The sequence below is a fragment of the Lentilitoribacter sp. EG35 genome, assembly GCF_040784015.1.
Classification (GTDB): domain Bacteria; phylum Pseudomonadota; class Alphaproteobacteria; order Rhizobiales; family Rhizobiaceae; genus Lentilitoribacter.
Map to the genome: position 1 here is coordinate 33,597 of NZ_JBFNGQ010000007.1, position 16,121 is coordinate 49,717.

At 44.8% G+C, this 16,121-nt stretch carries 14 protein-coding genes; 5 read left to right on the forward strand and 9 right to left on the reverse strand.

All coding sequences use genetic code 11. The annotated features are described in order from the left end of the window. Window positions 1-64: 64 nt before the first annotated feature. Genes AB2J24_RS12940 through AB2J24_RS12950 form a run of 3 tightly spaced genes read left to right on the forward strand, consistent with a single transcriptional unit; the run spans window position 65 to window position 3,717 of the window. Window positions 65-1,303 (forward strand): ABC transporter permease, encoded by a 1,239-nt coding sequence (locus AB2J24_RS12940; RefSeq protein WP_367385756.1) that lies wholly within the window; start codon window positions 65-67, stop codon window positions 1,301-1,303. Window positions 1,304-1,308: 5 nt separating this feature from the next. Continuing rightward, the gene (locus tag AB2J24_RS12945; RefSeq protein ID WP_367385757.1) at window positions 1,309-2,160 is read left to right on the forward strand and encodes an ABC transporter permease; all 852 of its coding nucleotides are present in this window, start codon (window positions 1,309-1,311) and stop codon (window positions 2,158-2,160) included. A 54-nt stretch (window positions 2,161-2,214) separates the two neighbouring features. Beyond that, on the forward strand, window positions 2,215-3,717 hold the full coding sequence (locus AB2J24_RS12950) for a CoA-acylating methylmalonate-semialdehyde dehydrogenase (RefSeq protein ID WP_367385758.1): 1,503 nt from the start codon (window positions 2,215-2,217) through the stop codon (window positions 3,715-3,717). 320 nt (window positions 3,718-4,037) lie between these two features. On the opposite strand, the gene AB2J24_RS12955 is transcribed toward AB2J24_RS12950, so the two are convergent. Together AB2J24_RS12955 and AB2J24_RS12960 are read right to left on the reverse strand one after the other, a co-directional pair. Next, window positions 4,038-5,252: an acyl-CoA dehydrogenase gene (locus AB2J24_RS12955; protein WP_367385759.1), complete on the reverse strand. Its 1,215-nt coding sequence runs from the start codon at window positions 5,250-5,252 to the stop codon at window positions 4,038-4,040. 9 nt (window positions 5,253-5,261) lie between these two features. After that, window positions 5,262-6,074 (reverse strand): ferredoxin--NADP reductase, encoded by an 813-nt coding sequence (locus AB2J24_RS12960; protein ID WP_367385760.1) that lies wholly within the window; start codon window positions 6,072-6,074, stop codon window positions 5,262-5,264. Between the two features lie 184 nt (window positions 6,075-6,258). Between AB2J24_RS12960 and AB2J24_RS12965 the strand changes: the two genes are divergently transcribed. Both AB2J24_RS12965 and AB2J24_RS12970 read left to right on the forward strand, forming a co-directional pair. After that, window positions 6,259-7,425 carry an amidohydrolase family protein gene (locus tag AB2J24_RS12965; protein ID WP_162652088.1) on the forward strand — a complete coding sequence of 389 codons (1,167 nt, stop codon included), beginning with the start codon at window positions 6,259-6,261 and terminating at the stop codon, window positions 7,423-7,425. Continuing rightward, window positions 7,422-8,528 carry a CaiB/BaiF CoA transferase family protein gene (locus tag AB2J24_RS12970; protein WP_367385761.1) on the forward strand — a complete coding sequence of 369 codons (1,107 nt, stop codon included), beginning with the start codon at window positions 7,422-7,424 and terminating at the stop codon, window positions 8,526-8,528. Before AB2J24_RS12965 ends, AB2J24_RS12970 begins: the two co-directional genes overlap by 4 nt. 19 nt (window positions 8,529-8,547) lie before the next feature. On the opposite strand, the gene AB2J24_RS12975 is transcribed toward AB2J24_RS12970, so the two are convergent. The 7 genes from AB2J24_RS12975 to AB2J24_RS13005 all read right to left on the reverse strand — a co-directional run bounded on the left by AB2J24_RS12975 (window position 8,548) and on the right by AB2J24_RS13005 (window position 16,113). Next, window positions 8,548-8,976, reverse strand: a complete 429-nt coding sequence (locus AB2J24_RS12975) for a MarR family winged helix-turn-helix transcriptional regulator (protein WP_367385762.1) — start codon at window positions 8,974-8,976, stop codon at window positions 8,548-8,550. Window positions 8,977-9,046: 70 nt separating this feature from the next. Next, window positions 9,047-9,631, reverse strand: a complete 585-nt coding sequence (locus AB2J24_RS12980; protein ID WP_367385763.1) for an amino acid synthesis family protein — start codon at window positions 9,629-9,631, stop codon at window positions 9,047-9,049. Next, window positions 9,628-10,209, reverse strand: a complete 582-nt coding sequence (locus AB2J24_RS12985; protein ID WP_367385764.1) for an amino acid synthesis family protein — start codon at window positions 10,207-10,209, stop codon at window positions 9,628-9,630. Before AB2J24_RS12985 ends, AB2J24_RS12980 begins: the two co-directional genes overlap by 4 nt. Continuing rightward, window positions 10,202-11,065 (reverse strand): UPF0280 family protein, encoded by an 864-nt coding sequence (locus AB2J24_RS12990; RefSeq protein ID WP_367385765.1) that lies wholly within the window; start codon window positions 11,063-11,065, stop codon window positions 10,202-10,204. Before AB2J24_RS12990 ends, AB2J24_RS12985 begins: the two co-directional genes overlap by 8 nt. Then, complete coding sequence (locus AB2J24_RS12995; protein ID WP_367385766.1) at window positions 11,062-12,552, reverse strand: 6-hydroxynicotinate reductase; 1,491 nt, start codon at window positions 12,550-12,552, stop codon at window positions 11,062-11,064. The genes AB2J24_RS12990 and AB2J24_RS12995 overlap by 4 nt, the downstream gene beginning before the upstream one ends. After that, window positions 12,545-15,286: a molybdopterin-dependent oxidoreductase gene (locus tag AB2J24_RS13000; RefSeq protein ID WP_367385767.1), complete on the reverse strand. Its 2,742-nt coding sequence runs from the start codon at window positions 15,284-15,286 to the stop codon at window positions 12,545-12,547. Before AB2J24_RS13000 ends, AB2J24_RS12995 begins: the two co-directional genes overlap by 8 nt. Further along, window positions 15,283-16,113, reverse strand: a complete 831-nt coding sequence (locus AB2J24_RS13005) for an FAD binding domain-containing protein (protein WP_367385768.1) — start codon at window positions 16,111-16,113, stop codon at window positions 15,283-15,285. Before AB2J24_RS13005 ends, AB2J24_RS13000 begins: the two co-directional genes overlap by 4 nt. Window positions 16,114-16,121 lie beyond the last annotated feature (8 nt).

Here is a 16,121-nt window from a genome sequence, read left to right on the forward strand (position 1 = left end):
GCGCTTTTTGCAGCGCGAGGAGCCTCAAGATTAGTTTTGCAAGATCAGCCTTGGATGTGAGACGATGATGAATAATACACTTTCAGAAAGTGATGCGCGGTCCGCTCGTCAAGAATTGAGAAGTCGAAAAATATCGGCATTCTTATTTGTTGCTCCGCTTTTGGCTTTTTTAGCATTTACATTTGTAGCCCCCATAGCAACCATGCTTTTTAGAGGTGTGCACCATCCTGTTGTTGCCGAACTCATACCAGATACATTATCCATGTTGGAAAGTTGGGACGGTAATGCGCAACCTGAAAATGAAATTCTTAATCAATTTTCAGTTGATCTAAAACGGTTGGCTGCTGAGAGAAAATCTGGAAAAATTGCGGAAGAAATCAATCGTCTATTCCCCGGGTTCGGTAGTGTTATCAAATCATCAGCCAGGCTTGTCCGAAATGTAGAAGAAGAAGAACTTCGAACAAATGGCTATAAGTTGCTCATCGAGAAAGATAAGCGATGGGGTGAGCCTGTAACGTGGCGTGCCTTTCGTTCTGCTGGTCAAGTTTATACCGACTCATATTTTTTAACGGCGCTCGATCTAGAGCGTAGTTCAGAGGGCGAGATTCAAGGCCGCGATGGACCGCAAATATATATACAACTTTATACAAAGACCTTGCGCATAGCGCTCATCATCACAGTTCTTTGTGTGCTGCTCGGCTATCCCTTATCTTATTTTCTGGCAACTATTAGACCGTCCACAGCGAATTTTCTAATGGTGTTTGTCCTCCTGCCTTTTTGGACCTCTCTATTGGTTCGTACAACTTCATGGATTGCGCTTTTGCAGACAAATGGGGTGGTTAATTCGACACTCTTGGCAATGGGCATAACTTCCGAGCCGCTTGAGTTATTGTACAAAGAGTTCTCGACCATATTGGCGATGACCCATATTTTGTTACCTTTCATGATCCTTCCACTTTATAGTGTTATGAAAGGTATTGATCCGAGCTTTCTTCGAGCAGCGCTCTCAATGGGTGCCAAGCCTATACCGGCATTTTTGCGAATTTATCTGCCCATGACTTTACCCGGCCTATCCGCTGGTTCACTTTTGGTGTTTATCATTTCCGTTGGTTATTACATCACGCCTGCTCTTGTTGGCGGTACGGACGGGCAGATGATTTCAAACATCATCGCTTTCCATATGCAACAATCAAACAATTGGGAACTCGCGGCAGCACTTGGTTCGCTCCTGCTGGCTATCATCCTTTTCCTATACTGGCTTTATGACCGTTTTGTCGGAGCCGGAAACATTAAGTTGGGATAAAGAAAATGAATAAATTTCCACCATATTACAATTTTTGGCACTATATGGGTCATTATGGATTAAAGCTTTCTGCCTATCTGGTGCTTTTGTTCTTGATGGTTCCAATTTTGATAATCATTCCTTTGTCATTTAATGCTGAGCCATATTTCTCTTTTACCGAAGGTATGTTGTCCTTTGATCCGGCGGCATATTCGGTGCGGTGGTATACGAATATTTTTGATGATCCCAAGTGGATTTTGTCTATCAAAAACAGCTTTATTGTCGGAATTTTTGCTGCACTAATAGCCACTGTGTTGGGCACGATTGCAGCAGTTGGTCTTTCCTCACCTGTCATGCCGTTCAAGCGCTTCTTCATGGCATTGTTGTTATCACCAATGATCGTACCGCTAATAATAGTGGCCGCAGGTATGTTCTTTTTCTATACACGTTTTAATCTCGTCGGGAGTTACGTAGGCTTGATCATAGCCCATGCCGCGCTTGGGATACCGTTTGTTATCATAACGGTAACAGCAACGCTCTCTGGTTTTGATCGGTCTCTTTATAATGCCGGCATTAGCATGGGCGCATCACCGTTTAAGTCTTTTCGCGATATCGTAATCCCGCTTATTCGACCGGGGGTTATATCTGGTGGATTGTTTGCTTTCGTTACCTCATTTGATGAGGTTGTGCTGGTGCTTTTCCTGGCAGGCCCGGGACAAAGAACAATACCTCGTCAGATGTTTTCTGGTCTGAGAGAACAGATCAATCCGACAATCCTTGCGGTCGCAACCTTGCTTATTTTGATCTCAGTAACACTGCTCATTACGTTGGAGTTTCTAAGGCGCCGATCAGAACGATTGCGCGCAACTGCTCAATAAAACTATCGACAGAACTAACTTCACATTAACACAAGCACATGAAAGATATTCAGCATGAATTCTATAGGTCATTTCTTATCTAACGAACATTGGCCAGGTACTGCTGGTCGCACCTCAGATATTATCAACCCTGCCACAGGTAGTGTTACGGGAAAGGTTTCGCTCGCATCGAAAACGGATGTCGATACGGTAATTGAAGTCGCAGCACAAGCGCTTCCTGCGTGGGCTGCCACTCCACCGGCCAAACGTGCGGCGGTTATGTTTAACTTTCGAAATTTACTGAAACGTCATACCAAAGAGTTGGCGGAATTGTTATCCGCAGAGCACGGCAAGACTTTACCAGATGCTGAGGGTGAAATAGCACGTGGTATTGAGGTCGTTGAGTTCGCGTCCAGCATTCCACAAGTTCTAAAAGGTGAATATTCCGAGCAAGTTGGCAGCCAAGTTGATAGTTTTTCAGTACGCCAACCAGTCGGAATTGTTGCGGGTATTACGCCATTCAATTTTCCAGCCATGGTGCCATTATGGATGTATCCTGTGGCAATTGCCTGTGGGAATACGTTTGTCCTTAAACCGTCTGAAAAAGACCCGACGGTTGTTTTGCGTATTGCTGAACTCTTGGCGGAAGCCGGATTGCCAGAAGGTGTATTCAATGTTGTAAATGGAGACAAAGAGGCCGTTGATGCATTGTTGGATCATCCAAAAATAGATGCAGTTAGCTTTGTTGGTTCGACAGCTATTGGCGAATATATCTATAAACGTGGTACAGATACTGGTAAGCGTGTTCAGGCTCTTTGCGGTGCAAAAAATCACATGATTATTATGCCGGACGCAGATATGGAACAGGTGACGGACGCCTTAATTGGTTCCGCCTATGGTTCTGCTGGCGAACGATGCATGGCCATATCTGTAGCAGTTCCGGTCGGCGAAGAAACAGCAGATCGTCTGATTGAGTCTCTTGCACCGCGAATTCAGTCCTTGAAAGTCGCACCATATACAGATCCGAGCTCCGAGCTTGGTCCGGTGATTTCTAAACAAAGTTTTGATAAAATACATGATTATATCGATCAAGGTTTGGAGAAGGGGGCAACGCTTGCTGTTGATGGCCGTGGTCTAAAACTTCAAGGATATGAAGACGGTTATTTCATCGGCGGGTGTCTGTTTGATAATGTGACGACGGACATGTCCATTTACAAGGAAGAAATTTTTGGTCCGGTTCTGTCTGTTGTTCGAGGCAAAAGCTATGATGAGGCTGTAAACATGGTCAATGACCATGAATATGGAAATGGTACTGCAATCTTTACCCGAGATGGCGACGCAGCGCGTGATTTCTGGTCCCGCGCTCAAATTGGTATGGTTGGTATCAATGTGCCCATCCCAGTTCCTGTCGCTTATCACAGTTTTGGTGGCTGGAAGCGGTCTTTATTTGGCGATCATCACATCCATGGTATGGAAGGCGTCAGATTTTATACGCGCCTGAAAACTATGACAACGCGCTGGCCTTCTGGTATTCGAACCGGAGCAGAGTTTAATTTCACGGCTGGCAAGGATGTATAGTCAGCAAAAGAGGCGGTAGAAATATCGCCTCATTTGGTTTTGTTGTTTGATAATTTCTATTTCGGAACTCGATTACAGTACTGGTACATAAGCCGATTGTAGATAGGATGACTATTACTAAGGACAATCTCCTATTATTTGGAAAGTAACTCCCACCACTTATAAAATATAGATCATCCGATGCCAAAATATCTGCATGATTAAGAATAGATAACTTACATCTATTTCACGTTGATCTTTATTCAAAACTTTTCTTTATCTTAGTGTGAAAGCTACAGAAAATGTCTCTTATACTATGGTACTTCTGCAAATACTGTCACTTAAGCAAAGGCCTGTAAGCCCGTTTGCGCGCGGCCCAAGATAAGGGCGTGCACATCATGTGTTCCCTCATAAGTGTTAACTGTTTCTAGGTTGACCATATGGCGAATGATCGGGAATTCCATACTGATGCCATTGCCGCCATGCATGTCTCTTGCATTGCGCGCGATATCGAGAGCTTTGCCACAATTGTTTCGCTTAATAAGTGAGATCATTTCAGGAGCTGCATTACCCTCATCCATCAACCGTCCCACTCTGAGAGCAGCTTGCAATCCCAATGTGATTTCGGTTTGCATGTTTGCTAATTTGAGTTGGAAAAGTTGAGTTTGCGCAAGCGGTTTACTAAATTGTTTGCGGTCTAATCCGTACTGACGTGCCCCAAACCAGCATGCTTCTGCAGCACCTATCACACCCCATGCGATGCCATATCGCGCTCTATTAAGGCACCCGAAGGGCCCCTTTAGCCCAGATGCATTTGGAAGCAATGCATCTTCGCCGACTTCGACATTATCCATAACAATTTCGCCAGTGATTGAAGCACGTAATGATAATTTTCCATCAATCTTGGGTGCGGAAAGTCCTTTCATTCCCTTTTCCAGGATAAATCCTTTTATCTTGCCACCATGGGCGTCAGATTTAGCCCAAACAACAAAAACATCGGCAATCGGTGCATTTGAAATCCACATTTTAGACCCGTTGAGAACATATCCGCCGTCTGTTTTTTTTGCCGTTGTTTTCATACCACCCGGATCAGAACCTGCATCTGGTTCTGTTAATCCAAAACAACCAATTGAGGTGCCCGCCGAAAGTACAGGAAGATATTTTTTACGTTGTTCTTCAGTGCCATATGCATAGATCGGATACATAACCAAACTAGACTGGACTGACATCATGGATCTATAGCCGCTATCGACCCGCTCAATCTCACGCGCAACCAGCCCGTAGCTGACATAGCTCTCACCCAGACCACCATATTCTTCTGGAATTGTGATCCCCAGTAATCCCATTTCGCCCATTTCTGCAAAAATAGACGGATCGGTATGTTCTTCTTCAAAAGCAGCTAAAATACGAGGCTCAAGTTTTTCTTGAGCATAAGCATTTGCGCTGTCGCGGATCATGCGTTCATTTACATCAAGTTGATTTTCAATAAGAAATGCATCATCCCAATTAAAGTTGGATAGATCCGGTTTGCTTTGTGGTGATAACTCATTCGTCATTTTTAAATCCTATCCTACAAATGCACGTTCAACGACGAACGTATCCGGGCGATTATTTGCCCCTTCATTTAGGCCAAACCCTTCAAGTGCTTCTTTAGTATCTTTAAGCATATCCATAGATCCACAGATCATGGCCCTGTCAACTTTGGGTGATATAATTGGCACATCTAAGTCATCAAATAATTTGCCAGATACCATGAGATCGGTAATTCTTCCTTGGAACTCGTAATCTTCTCGAGTTACAGAACAATAATGCCTTAGACCACCTGCAAATTCACCAACAAGTGGATCATGTTTAATCTGCTCCACTAAGTCCTGCCCATATTTTAGTTCTGCCACAGTTCGGCAGGTATGGGTTAGGATAACCTCTTCGAATTTTTCATAAGTTTCTGGATCACGAATTAGGCTTGCAAAGGGTGCAATGCCCGTTCCCGTCGAGAACATCCAAAGACGTTTTCCTGGTAGTAAAGCATCATTAACAAGCGTGCCTGTTGGCTTTTTGCGCATCAGGACTTGATCACCAGGTTTAATCTTCTGCAAATGTTCGGTAAGGGGACCATTCGGAACTTTGATGGAGAAAAATTCCAGTTCTTCATCCCAGTTTGGCGATGCAATTGAATAGGCACGGAAAACTGGTTTTTCAGCATTGGGCAACCCAATCATGACAAACTCACCCGATCTAAATCGAAAACTCGCAGGTCGTGTAATTCGAAACTTGAATAATTCGTCGGTGTAATGCTCAACCGAGATCACTTTTTCTACAAAAACGCCTGATGGAATAGGGAACTTGGAAATATCACTTGTCTGTACTGCATAAGACATAATTGTATTCCTTGCCAAAAAAGTTTTGTCTATAAATATCATTTGTATACGAACGAATACAATTCGCTTCTGCGATTGTCAACTCCTGCTTCCTAAGTCAGAATATTGAATTGACTATTAAGTAAACATGCGTGATTATTTGTGTACGAATGAAATCAATTGACGTGTGGAGGGATGAAACGAAATGTCTACCAAGTTAGTGATTAAGAACATTGGGCAAATACTATCTGGTAAGATTGAGGAGCCAATTTTTGCCGGAGATTGTCTTGTCGCTATAGATGGAAAAATTAGCGCTTGGGGCAATGAAAAAGATATCGATACCGAAGACGCCAATCAGACAGTTGATGCCAAAGGCGTTACGTTGGCACCGGGTTTGATTGATAGCCACATCCATCCTGTTATCGGGGACTACACACCTCGCCAGCAACAATTGCATTGGATTGATTCAACATTGCATGGTGGCGTAACGACATTGATTTCTGCAGGTGAGGTGCACATGCCCGGCCGCCCAAAGGATGTTGTAGGCCTTAAAGCTATGGCGATCGCAGCACAACGTTGGTATGAAAATTTCCGTCCCTCTGGCGTAAAGGTCCATGCAGGTGCACCTGTTATCGAACACGGTATGGAAGAACATGATTTTAAAGAATTGGCAGATGCAGGTGTTAAGTTGCTGGGCGAAGTTGGTCTTGGCACAGTAAAGGATGGAAAAACAGCACAGCAGATGGTGCAATGGGCACGTAAATACGGCATTCAAAGCACCATTCACACCGGAGGCCCCTCTATTCCTGGTTCTGGATTAATTGATGCCGACATGGTGTTGGAAACGGGCACAGACGTGGTCGGTCATATCAATGGTGGTCATTCGGCATTGCCTGATGATCAGATCATTTGTCTTTGCGAAAGTTGTAAGGCAGCTTTGGAAATTGTGCATAACGGGAATGAGCGAGCGGCATTGCTGACACTTAATACTGCGCGTGAATTAGATAAGCTCGATCAGGTTATACTTGGAACAGATGGTCCCGCGGGTTCGGGTGTACAACCACTTGGTATTTTGCGAATGGTTGCCATGTTGTCCTCGCTTGGAAATGTTCCAGCGGAAATCGCTTTTTGCTTTGCTAATGGCAATACATCTCGCCAACGTGATCTCGATGTTGGTTTGATAGAAGTTGGCAAAAGCGCTGATTTCGTTCTTATGGATCAAGCACAACACGCGCCGGGGAAAAGCATGCTAGAATCTGTGCAACTTGGAAATTTGCCGGGAGTTGGTATGACCATAATAGATGGTGTTGTAACCAGTCATCGTAGTCGTAATACACCTCCTGCGGAGAGATTGCCGGAAGTAATTTTGTGAGTGCGCCTCTATCGGGTTTGAAGGTCATTGAATTAGCTAGAATTCTAGCTGGTCCGTGGATAGGTCAGACTTTGGCAGACTTGGGTGCTGAAGTTATTAAAATTGAAAGTCCGCAAGGTGATGATACCAGAAAATGGGGCCCACCATTCATTAAGCGTGGGGATGACACGTCCGCTGCGTACTTCCATTGTACAAATCGAGGTAAAACCAGCATCGCAGTAGATTTTAGCGACGCTGACCAGCTTACTAAGTTGCATGACATGATTGCAGATGCGGATGTATTAATCGAGAATTTCAAAGTCGGTGGGCTTAAAAAATTTGATCTCGATTTTGAAGCATTACATAAAATAAATCCCAAATTGATTTACTGCTCTGTGACTGGTTTTGGACAAGACGGTCCTTATGCTCATCGTGCGGGTTATGATTTTCTCATTCAAGGCATGTCAGGCATTATGGACTTAACTGGTGAACCGGATGGTCCACCTCAGAAAATTGGTGTGGCATTTGCAGATGTTTTTTCTGGCCTTTATGGGGTTATTGGAATTCAAGCTGCGCTAGCAGAAAGGGTGGTTAGTGGGCTTGGTCAGCAAGTTGATATTTCACTTCTGGATTGCATGACTGGAGTTTTGGCCAATCAAGCCATGAACTATCTGGCTTCAGGTGAGGCACCGACTCGGATGGGAAATGCGCATCCAAACATAGTTCCCTATCAAACATTTTCAGTGTCAGACGGGCACATCATAATTGCGTCCGGCAATGACCGTCAGTTTCAATCGCTATGCAAAGTACTGGGGCTTTCCGGGCAATCCGCGAATGCTAAATTTAAAACCAATGCAGATAGAGTAGAAAATCGGGAAGAGTTAATACAGCTGCTTCAAGCAAAATGTGCCGAATGGACAAAGTCGGAATTATTGACTGCACTCGAGGAAGCTATTGTTCCTGCGGGACCAATAAATTCTGTCGCAGAAGCATTGCAAAACCCTCAAATTCAACACAGGAAAATGCAAATTAATCCAGAAGATATTCCCAGTTTAAGGACTCCAATTACGTTTTCCAGATCAACCCAAAATCATGAATTGGCCGCACCAAAAAAGCCGAAGTAATTCGATCTGATACTATTATTTAAGTGATTTTTTTGAGCAATTTTATGAGCGCAGCTTGCTCACTTTGAGATAGAGGTGAAAGAGATTCTTTGGTAATATTGTGACCAATATTTTTCAAATCGACAATAATTTTTATGCCAGATTCTGAAAGAGAAATCATGGTTCGTCGCTTGTCATTAGGATCAGAACTTAATTCCACCAATGCTTTAGCCTTAAGGCGGTCAACCACACCTTTCACCGTCGCGACATCCATTCCTGATAATCGCCCAAGATGGTTTTGCGAAACCAATCCATGTTCAGATATTCGCATAAGTGCTGAAAATTGAGTTGGCGTGAGATTTTCAATCGTATGTTTTTGAAATATTGTTGCATGCCGCTGATAGGCAAGTCGCAATAAATATCCGATTTGTAAATCTAATATATATGTTTGTTCAGCTAGGTCTGTCATATCTTTAACTACCCCGATTGGAGCTGTTGATACAACAGGTAATTTTCTATCTTTTGTTAATGACAGATCATTAGCGCAACCCGTCTTCACCTTTTGCGTCAGAATGTCCAAGTCCACCTACACGCGGCAACGGACGACCACTGTCAGTCACGGCAACTGCCACCATAATCTCGTTTGCTCGAGGTGCATCATTAAGGCACACTTCAATTCCGTCGAAATGACTACGCACATATGCAGCATCTTTGTGGCCCAGCGGTACATCCAGAACCTGCCCGGGGCTTCCCATTTTTTTTGATGAAGGAACAAGTGCCGCGCCTTTTTCAACCGCTGAACGTAGTGGAGCGCCAAGCTTTGGATGGAGCAGGGCAGCTGCATGCTCTAGTTCGCCATTTTCTCCTACCATAGCTGATTTACCATAGCTCTCAGCGTCTGCAGGCTTTATGCCTAGCGCTGCGACACATTTCTCACCCAATAGTCCACCCAACTCGGCGCCTATTTCCATAAGAGCTGTTAAATCTTCCTGATATACGCCGGCAAAGGGGTTTTCTATGACAGCGACAGCAACAGCTTTTCGTGTCGCAGGACTTATATCACGACCAATTTCACGGTGGGTTTCTTCAATATTTACAACGATTTTTCTGATTTTAGCTTTCATCGTAATCCATCCTCACCTTTAATTTGCGAAACTTCCAATCCACCTGAACGGGTATGAATTCTAGGGCCTGTTGACATGACCAATGCAAAGGCCAATTCATTTGCTCGAGGCGCATCATTTACGCCAACTTCCATAGAGTCAAAGTGGCTTCGTACATAAGATGCGTTGACGTGTGTGATCGGAACATCAAGCCGACCGCCTACACCAACGACTTTCTTGCTCGACGGGACAATCGCGTTTGATTTTTCTAAAAGCGCCCGCATTGCATAGCCACCTGGCGCATGCCACAAAGCGCCATGCTCTAGCTCGCCAGCTTCACCAATAAGCGAACCCTTGCCATAACCTTCAATATTATTAGCGCCGCCTAGTAGTTGAACCAGTTTTTTTGCCATATCCAAACCAAGTGGTTTTAAATCCTCCATAAACCCTTGAATATGTTCTTCATACCGACCAGCAAAGGGGTTTTCTATTATGGCTAGAACTGAAGCTCTTTTAATGGGAGTATCAGCAATGGGTCCGCCTTCATGGTAGATTTCCTCGATGGAGGATATGACTTTTCTTAAAACAACGTCATGCATATTCGAATGTCCTCTCAGGTAATGCAAGATTTTGATGTCCAATCAACCGATTTTCGTTTTGGAGAAAAATCGCAGCAGCTTTGATCAGGCCCATATTAAAAAACTGATAAGCCTTTATTTCACCTTGCGAAATTGCTTTGTGTTGATCCTTGCTCGATAGCAGACCGCAATCAGTGACAATGAGCTTATCACCAAGATCACTATCGGGGTCTAACATGTGAGCAGGCGTTCTGGAAATCAAAGGATGGCCTGGTAGGTCAACGGCATTGGCAACAAGCGTAGCTGAAGCGTCAGCCATTGCCGCACTTTCAGCGAGTATAGTTGCACTATCAGCAATGCCAAGACTAAAACTGCGTCCATGTCGTCCACTGGTGGCTATGCCTGAAATATTATCTTCTGATCCAATGGTAATTCTACCTATGCCTCTTCCGTCATATGAATGAATGTAAGCTTCGTAATATTGACCATCCTCAAGGTAGAGCGCAATATCGCCACCGTTATTCACATATGCTCGCTTTAACGGGGTAGCTAATTTCATTGCATCAAGAACGGTATCTGCAACGGCTCCCGCAACTGCAATCATAGGCGTGATGAAAACATCGTGGCAATGGGGATGTGCAGCTTTGTACATCCGGGATGCAATCTCACCATGGGGTCGGGCAGTGCCCGAGGTGATTTCTTTTCGCAGATCAGGTAATTCTGAGACAAGTTCTTCCAGTATAGTTTCAAACCGATCCTTTGCAGCAGAATATGCAATGTCTCGATTTTGATCAGCCTCAACGATGAGGTCAATCGGACCGTGTTGAAGGTGAAGTCTTCTCCCGCACGGTAATAGCGTGGCTTGCGCAGCAGTCATGTTTTAGTTCCATCAGACCATTTATAGTTGGACGCGGACATTGGATTATGTTTGTTGATATTGGTTTTCACTTTTCGAGTTTTGCTCTCATCAATAGAACCAACAGCCTGAACTTCATTCATGTGCCCGCCGAGTGTGCTGTAATCACTGATACGCATCGTAAACTCCATAGGTGCCACAAGCGCAGGTGTTGGCACATAACCAAATGAATTGGTTGGCATATCTAAAACATCAACCATCACAGTAATCCCGCCACCGGGCCAGACATAGGCCTCCGCACCACCGCAAGAAACATGAGTTAGGGAGTTTTTGACCGACTTTGTAAGTCTAACAGGATTTTCTGTAACGCCGGCTCTCAAGCTGCCACCTGCGCCTCCCATAAAAAGAACGGAACAAATGGATGGTTCGCAATTCTCAGCAATTAATTCTGCCGAGTTGAGAAGAGGAGGTGAAATCTTAGTTGGTTGAGGCACAAGGTCCGCATCAAGCTCATAATATGCAAACTGTTCACCTGTTGTCGAGATCATCAGCAACCGAAGGCCTTTCCAGGCGATCTTTGGATTAAATGGTCCCAAAATGACCAATGGATCTTCAATGTTAGTTCCGCCCCATCCTGTGCCGGGTTCGGCAACTTGAAAATAACGCCCAGGTGTTGAGCGTCGACCCAACAGCTTTATGCCTGTTGGCTGTATATCCAGCAGTTTTCCTGCCTGATGCTCAGATAAAACGCCGGTTATATGGTCATCTACAACAACAACCTCATCAGCATAATCGATCCATTGTTTTGCAAACATGCCAATTGTTGCTGAGCCGCAACCAACGCGCATAAGTTTTTCTTCACTGCCATTGATAATTGGGGCTTTACCCGCTTCCACCACGACGCGCGTGATGTGTTCATCGTCGCCGATTACAAGTTCAATCGCTTCCCGATTGCAAAGTTTAAGAAGGGCATTACAGGTGACCCGGCCTTCTTTTTTTGTACCACCTGTTAAGTGTTCAACGCCGCCAAGAGATAGCATTTTTGAGCCATATTCGGATGTCATCACATGGCCAATTGGTTCACCATCAACACGAACAATATCTCGTTCGTGTCCGATATGCCGATCCGTATCAATTTTAATTTTCACACCACAGTAAGAGAATATACCTTCGGTAACGACAGTGACCATGTCGACACCCTCAACCTCTTGGCTGACAATAAACGGTGCGGGTTTATAATCTGGGTATGTTGTTCCAGCCCCAACAGCTGTGACAAACGGTCTGTCACCTTTGACAATATTACCATCCCATTGATCTTGCTCGTCATCCTTTAAAAATGGCACCAATTTATGGGAAGTGGTTTCGAGAATGGTGAGCGCATCAAGCCTTATCAATTCGCCATCATGGTTAGCATAGCGGTCGCAAGCTCCGGATCTTCCTTCTGCAATATAACATAACACCGGACATGCATCGCAGCGAATTTTTTCGTTGATAACCTGTTTAGCCATCATGGATCACTTTTATTGCTTGGCGCACGCGAGAGGGTGTTGCTGGAACTTTAGTAATGCGTGCACCAGTAGCGTTATAGATCGCATTTAAGATTGCAGGAGCGGTTGGAACCAAAACATGTTCACCCAGTCCTTTTGCACCATATGGACCATGCGCATCGGGTTCTTCAATTATAATCGTGTCAATGGGTGGAATGTCCCCAACTGTTGGGATGAGATAGTCGTGCAAGTTTTCTGTTCTACCGGGAATATATTCTTCCATCAGTGCCATCCCCATACCTTGCGCAATACCACCATGAATTTGCCCTTCTACGAGTACAGGGTTTATTGCACGACCCACGTCATGGGCGGCAATGAATTTAAGTGGTTTGACTGTGCCCAATTCTGTATCAACTTCCACAATCACCATCTGAGCAGCATATCCAAATTGAGCATAGGGGGAACCTTGCCCGTTTTCATCAAGTGGAAGGGTAGGCGGATCGTATGTTTCCTCTGCTCGCAGCACATATCCTTCATAATCGGCGTCCAATCTTGATAGATCAAGAATATGAACTGTCTCTTGATCTTTGGCCTCAATCATACCTTTGCCGAATTTGAGTTTGCTGTTCACGCCACCATTTAGATGCTGCAGAATTGAGGCACGCAGTGCTTCACCAGAAAGGCGTGCAGCATTGCCTGAAACAAATGTTTGTCGAGATGCCGAGGTTTTGCCGGCATCTGGAGTGATGTCAGTATCAGCGCCAACAAGCTCAATTTTCGAAGTTGATATGCCAAGAGCCGTCGCAAAAACCTGAGTGATAACAGTATTTGCGCCCTGTCCAATATCCATGGCGCCCTGATGAAGAACAACTGTCCCGTCTTTGCGAATGCCGCACTTGATTGTCGACGGATTGGGAAGCGATGTATTTCCGCAGCCGTACCAGCCAGATGCTAATCCAACACCTCTTTTCAGAACATCATTTTTAGTGTTGAATCGTTTTGCAAGGGTATGTTGTTCATTCCAAGCGGGCCTTAAAGCTTCTAAACATTTTTTTATTCCCACCCCTTGAGAAAAGACTTGTCCACATACAGTTGGTTGGTTGTTTTCAAGAGCATTTAAAATTCTGAATTCAAGTGCGTCCATTCCAATTTTTTTTGCCAAAACATCGAACAAAGATTCTTGCGCTATTGCCGATTGAGGCACGCCAAATCCCCGAAAGGCACCAGACGGTGGATTGTTTGTATGGATACCTTTTGACACTGCCCTATAATCAGAAATTTTATACGGACCCGATGCGTGGACAGGTACGCGGTTTGCGACAGTCGGCCCCCAACTCGCATAGGCGCCAGTATCGAACAGGCCAAGAAAATCAAAGCCTTGAATCTTGCCATCGGCATTTGCACCAATTTTCAACGTAATATCCGAGGGATGCCGTTTGGTGGTACTTTGCATGGATTCTGTTCGCGAGTAGGTTAGACGCACTGGCTTGCCAGTCTTCAGTGTAGCAAGCGCGAGGATTGGCTGAAGGGATATATCCAGTTTCGAGCCAAACCCTCCACCCACACTTGTTGGCACAATTCTAATTTGGCTTTGATCCATCCCAAGAATAATTTCTAACGCTTCAAGATCCATGACGGGTGCCTGAGTGCAAGCATGAACTTCGATCCTTCCATTTATTACTTCCGCAAAGCCAGCTTCGGGTTCAATATAGCCATGTTCGACAAAACCTGATTGAAAACGCCCTTCAACTGTAAAGTCGGCATCTTTGAGCGAACGTTCTGCGTCTCCGCATTGTACGAACCCGCCACAAAGCTGGTTATTGCTTCGCTCTTTGTGGAGCAGTGGTGCTTCGCTTGCTTGTGCTGCCTCTACGCTTTGTACGGCATTTTTCTCGTTCCAGATAATTGGAAAGGTTTCTGGATCGAAATCACGGATGAATTCAGGTTTTGCAACAATTGCTGCAACCGCTTCGCCTCTAAAGCGAGTTTGCGCTTCGGCAAATACTGGTTGGTCTTGAAAGTCGGGAATAACACCAAACGTGTTCTCGCCCGGTATGTCTTTGGCGGTTAATATGGTTGAAATCGAACTGTTGTTATTTATGTATTGTTCGAGATCTCCAAGCGTAAAGGTAGCTGTTGGGTACGGTGACCGGATAACAAAAATTTCGTCAGTACCACTTGGCGCAACATCATCGCCGAACATGTCTAAACCTGATACTTTACGTTGACCATCAAGTCTGCGAATGGATTGGCCAATATATCCACTATCTTCAGCAGGAGCTGGATGGGTGGTATCAAGCACGGCATCGATGATTTTCCGATATCCGGTACAACGGCATAGAACACCACCCAGTGCATCCTTCACGTTTTCCTCATTCGGAGCTTTGTTTTCACGTAGCAATGCAACGGCTGAAACAATCATGCCCGGTGTACATATTCCGCATTGGGCGGCACCATGGTTTAGAAAACTCTCTGCAAGGTCTTGTGCAATAACATCGTAGGAATGAAGCCCGTTTAAGGTTTCAACAGTTCTACCTTCAACCTGCTGAGCAGGGGTTAAACATGCGCAAACAACATCTCCATCAAGTAAAACCGAGCATGCGCCGCAATCCCCGGCATTGCATCCTATTTTAATATCGCGACACCCGCTTCGTTCTCGCAACATTTCAGATAAGCGTTCACCGGCAATTGGAGAGAATGTTTCTGCTTTTCCATTAAGCGTGAATGAGGTCAATGCTGAGTTTGTTTCGCTCATGAATTCGCCGCCCTTATTATGGCCCGCTCACATTGTTTTGCGACGACTTCCATCCGATAATCTTTGCTTCCACGAACATCATCAATTGGAGATAATGTTGCAAGATGATCTGGCGTAACTTCGACTTGCTCCGGCTTCAAACCAATAATATCTGCTTCGAGTTTTTCAAGCCGTTGCGCAACAGGTGAACATGAACCAACGGCTATTTTCGCGGCCTCAATGATGCCGGACGAGGTACACTCAATAACAGCGGCAACCATTGTTATGGAAATCACAAGGTAACGCCGACTGCCGAGCTTCTCAAAAGATGATTTTGCATTTTGCGATGGCCGCGGAATTATAACAGCTGTTACCAGTTCGTCGCGACCAAGCGCTGTTTTACGCACATGCAAGATGAAGTCTGATAATTTTAAAATACGAGTACCGTGCTTAGCGCTCTGTAATTCAACTCTTGCATCAAGAGCCAACAAGGGAGGAACACTGTCTGCGGCAGGTGATGCATTGCAAATATTACCGCCAATTGTACCAGCGTTTTGAATTTGTATGCTCCCAATCTCAAGAGCTGCTTGTTTAAGAGCATCAAAGGCACATGGTAGCTCAGCTTTTACAATTTCACTCCATGTTGTCGTAGCGCCTATCCGAAATAAGTCATCAACAAATGTTATGCCCGATATTTCAGGAATGGATGAGAGGTCTATCAGATTTCGGGGCATCTGTCCTTGTTTGGCAGATGGATAAACATCGGTACCGCCAGCGATAATCTTACCGTCGAAATTCACCAGCAGTTGAAGCGCAGAATTCAAATCTGATGGAAGATTGTAGAGCAAGCCATACC

What these genes read in the sequence shown, in the direction of transcription:
- AB2J24_RS12940 (WP_367385756.1), top strand. Translation starts at nt 65, where the DNA reads ATGATGAATAATACACTTTCAGAAAGTGATGCGCGGTCCGCTCGTCAA.
- AB2J24_RS12945 (WP_367385757.1), top strand. Translation starts at nt 1,309, where the DNA reads ATGAATAAATTTCCACCATATTACAATTTTTGGCACTATATGGGTCAT.
- AB2J24_RS12950 (WP_367385758.1), top strand. Translation starts at nt 2,215, where the DNA reads ATGAATTCTATAGGTCATTTCTTATCTAACGAACATTGGCCAGGTACT.
- AB2J24_RS12955 (WP_367385759.1), bottom strand. Translation starts at nt 5,252, where the DNA reads ATGACGAATGAGTTATCACCACAAAGCAAACCGGATCTATCCAACTTT.
- AB2J24_RS12960 (WP_367385760.1), bottom strand. Translation starts at nt 6,074, where the DNA reads ATGTCTTATGCAGTACAGACAAGTGATATTTCCAAGTTCCCTATTCCA.
- AB2J24_RS12965 (WP_162652088.1), top strand. Translation starts at nt 6,259, where the DNA reads ATGTCTACCAAGTTAGTGATTAAGAACATTGGGCAAATACTATCTGGT.
- AB2J24_RS12975 (WP_367385762.1), bottom strand. Translation starts at nt 8,976, where the DNA reads ATGACAGACCTAGCTGAACAAACATATATATTAGATTTACAAATCGGA.
- AB2J24_RS12980 (WP_367385763.1), bottom strand. Translation starts at nt 9,631, where the DNA reads ATGAAAGCTAAAATCAGAAAAATCGTTGTAAATATTGAAGAAACCCAC.
- AB2J24_RS12985 (WP_367385764.1), bottom strand. Translation starts at nt 10,209, where the DNA reads ATGCATGACGTTGTTTTAAGAAAAGTCATATCCTCCATCGAGGAAATC.
- AB2J24_RS12990 (WP_367385765.1), bottom strand. Translation starts at nt 11,065, where the DNA reads ATGACTGCTGCGCAAGCCACGCTATTACCGTGCGGGAGAAGACTTCAC.
- AB2J24_RS12995 (WP_367385766.1), bottom strand. Translation starts at nt 12,552, where the DNA reads ATGGCTAAACAGGTTATCAACGAAAAAATTCGCTGCGATGCATGTCCG.
- AB2J24_RS13000 (WP_367385767.1), bottom strand. Translation starts at nt 15,286, where the DNA reads ATGAGCGAAACAAACTCAGCATTGACCTCATTCACGCTTAATGGAAAA.